Source organism: Saccharopolyspora sp. NPDC000995, from assembly GCF_053599315.1.
In genome coordinates this window covers 1-3,391 of the sequence record NZ_JBSFLZ010000255.1, presented here as the reverse complement: position 1 = coordinate 3,391, position 3,391 = coordinate 1, and the positions used below count along the sequence as shown (strand labels likewise).

The 3,391-nt window shown below is 62.9% G+C and carries 1 protein-coding gene; it reads left to right on the top strand.

What is annotated here, in order from left to right:
- Nucleotides 1-216: 216 nt before the first annotated feature.
- Nucleotides 217-3,391 (top strand): hypothetical protein (locus ACWDKQ_RS35505; RefSeq protein ID WP_450143128.1); only part of this gene is annotated, 3,175 nt, incomplete at its 3' end.

Below are 3,391 nucleotides of genomic sequence, written 5' to 3'. Positions count from 1 at the left end.
GCACAGCATGACCTTCCCCCCCAATCCCGTCTCGGGGCCGGTGACCTCGGACTGATCACAGCACCGCAGTTCCTGCACGCCGAAGGACCCACGCGAGTGGACATCTGGATCGAACCGGGCCCGGTCCTGCGCGATCCCGCGGAGCCGGGGGTGAGTCCGGAGGGTCTGGGGTGGACGCGTGAGGACTTGCGGGGTGAGGCGCAACGGTCGAGGCCGGTGTTCAGCAAGCTCGGTGCGCTGGAGCAGGAGTCGTTGCGGTGGCGGGCGGAGATGGTCCTGGCCAGGGACCACGATTTCCGTGCTCTGGATGGCCGGACCGCGGATGAGCTTCTGGCGTTGCGCAACGATATGGCGGCGGTGCTGGCGCGTCCGCTGGCACAGGATGACCAGCGGCTGGCTGATGAGTTGTCGCGGAACCTGGCACACGAGTTCCAGACCGCTCGGAGCGCATCGGTGCGCCCGGGTGTGAAACCGGATACGGTCAGGACGATCCGGACGCCGGACAACCGTCCCGGAAAATCCGTTCGGCAGGGGCCGTCGCACGCGACGGGCAAACCGGCGCTGGAACCGATCCAGGAAGAACAACCGAACCCCGACGGTGCGTCCCCTACCGACAGCGCGTCCCCTACCGACGGCGATCCAGCACGCAACGCGCCGACTTCGGACAACCCGCAAGCACTCAAAAACCCGGAGGCGGAACCGCAGGCACCGGTAGTGCTACCAACAGACGGCCCCGCACTCCGGCGCCAGGGCTGGGGAGCTGGACTGCCCACAGAGGTAACGGGTCCGAAGCGGCAGTCCGCGAAGAGGCCGCGGGAGGAGACAGGTGAAAGTTCTGGGCCCTCCAAGCGGCACAAGAGAAATGCAACCGCTGCTAAGGATGCATTGGCGGCGGAGCGGAAACGGGACGCGGAGCGGTACCAGGCGAGAAAGGATGACGCCGCTCGGGTTGCGGAGTTGGAGGGGAAGGAGCGGCTGACTGAGGCGGAGGCGGAGGAGTTGCAGACGCTTGCGCCGAAGGTGGCGGCGTGGGAGGAGAAGCAAAAGAAAGGTAACGCGAGGCAAAACCAGGCGAGAAAGGATGACGCCGCTCGGGTTGCGGAGTTGGCGGGGAAGGAGCGGCTGACTGAGGCGGAGGCGAAGGAGTGGCAGACGCTTGAGCCGAAGGTGGCGAAGCGGAAGCAGATGCTGAAAAACGCTTACGCGAAGTCTACCCAGGCGAGAAAGAATGACGCCGCCCGGCTTGCGGAGTTGGAGAAGTTGGAGGAGCAGGGGCAGCTGAATCCAGAGCAGCGGACCGAGCTCGATTTGCGGCGGGAAATAGAAAAGGGTGCAAAGGAGGAAAATCGGCTGAAGTTCCACGTGTCTACACTGAGAAATGGCGTTGCGGAACTCAAGAAGTTGCAGGCATTGCCGCAGAGGAGTGACGCCAATGAGGCCAAGCTGAGTGCGTTGCAGGGCAGGGTGGCTGGGTTGGCTGGTTATGAGGAGAAGTTGGGGGAGACGCGGGAAAGTCTGAAGAGAAATAAGGCGGCGCTGAAGTCGATGGAGGCCCGGGGGAAGGCTGGGTCGGGGCGGATTACGGGCGTGGAGGCAGGTGGGCAGCAGGATGATCAGGATGCAATGGAGCCCAGCGGGGTATTGGAGCAGGGTGGCGCTGAACGGGATGCGTGGTCGGATGGAGACGTGAACGAAGAGGATGCGGAGATCGAAGCGTTGGAGGCGTTGCCGCGGAGCGCCGAGGTCGAGGACCAGCTGCGGGACAAGGTGACTGAGTCGGCTAGCTCTGCGAAGCAGTCGAAGGGGACGAGGGAAAGGCTGGAGAAAAATAGGGCGGAGCTGAAGTCGATGCATGGGGCCGGAGCCGCGCCAGCGGAACAGGCAGCAGAGGACTCGCGGGCGACGGGGCTGAAACAGAGGCAGAAGGAAATGGACGCGGAGCGGTACCAGGCGAGAAAGGATGAGGCCGCCCGGCTTGCGGAGTTGGAGGGGAAGGGGCAGGAGCAGCTGACTGGTGACGAGTTGGAGGAGCTGGAGACGCTTAAGCTGAAGGTGACGGAATGGAAGCGGCAAAAGGCGGAAATTGCCGTGAACTATCGCAAGCGGAAAAATGCCGATGCCGCCCGGCTTGCGGAGTTGGAGGGGAAGGGGCAGGAACAGCTGACTGGTGAGGAGGCGGAGCAGCTGGAGACGCTTAAGTCGAAGGTGGCGGAGTGGAAGCGGCAAAAGGCGGAAAGTGGCGTGAACTATCGCAAGCGGAAAAATGCCGATGCCGCCCGGCTTGCGGAGTTGGAGGGGCGGGAGGAGCTGACTGGTGATGAGTTGGAGGAGCTGGAGACGCTTAGATTGAAGGTGGCGGAGGGGAAGCGGCGAGCCCAGAAGAATAATCAGTCTCATCGCAAGAAGATAAAATCCGATGCCGACCAGGTCGCGGAGTTGAAGTTGAAGGGGCCGGAGGAGCTGACACGGGAGGATGAGGAGAAGCTGACGAAGCATGAGTTGAAGGAGGTGAAGCATAGGGAGCAACGGAAGAAAGATAACGCGAACAGGCGGGTGGGAAAGGACGCCGCCGCCGACCGGGTTGCGGAGTTGAAGAAGTTGGAGGAGCAGGGGCAGCTGACTGGGGAGCAGAAGGCCGAGCTCGATTTGCGGCAGGAAATAGAAAAGGACACAAAGGAGGAAAATCGGCTGAACGTCCGAGTGTCGAGACGGAAAAAATGGTCTGCGGAAATCAAGGCGTTGGAGGCATTGCCGCAGAGTGCCGCCAATAAGGCCAAGCTGAGTGCGTTGCGGGACAAGGTGGATGAGTCGGCTGGTTCTGTGGAGGAGCTGAAGGAGGCGCGGGAAAGGCTGAAGAGAAATAAGGCGGCGCTGAAGTCGATGGAGGCCCGGGGGAAGGCTGGCTCGGGGCGGATTGCGGGCGTGGAGGCAGGTGAGCAGCAGGAGGAGCAGCAGGAGGAGCAGCAGGATGCGATGGAGTCGAGCGGGGAATCGGAGCAGGGTGGGGCTGATCGTGGCGTACAGATTGAACGGGATGCGTGGTCGGATGGGAGCGTCGATCTCGGTGCGCTGCTTGATCGGGAGTTGGCGGATTCAGATGTGTCGTGGGATGTGAATGCGGCGGAGCAGGGTGCGGCTGAACTGGACACGTGGTCGGATGCGGGTGTTGATCTTGGTGTGTGGGTTGATGAGGTGATGGCGGGTTCAGGTGGGGAGGGGCAGGCTGCGGCATCGCTGTCGGGTTTGGACGAGGATTGGCAGACGGGGTTGGAGGCGTCGTGGGAGTCGGATGCGGTTATGCAGGCGGAGTTGGTGGATGAGTTGGGGGAGGGGTTGGGCGCGGTTGTGCAGGAGCAGGTGGAGGGTGTGGCTGGTGATGAGGGGCGGGTTG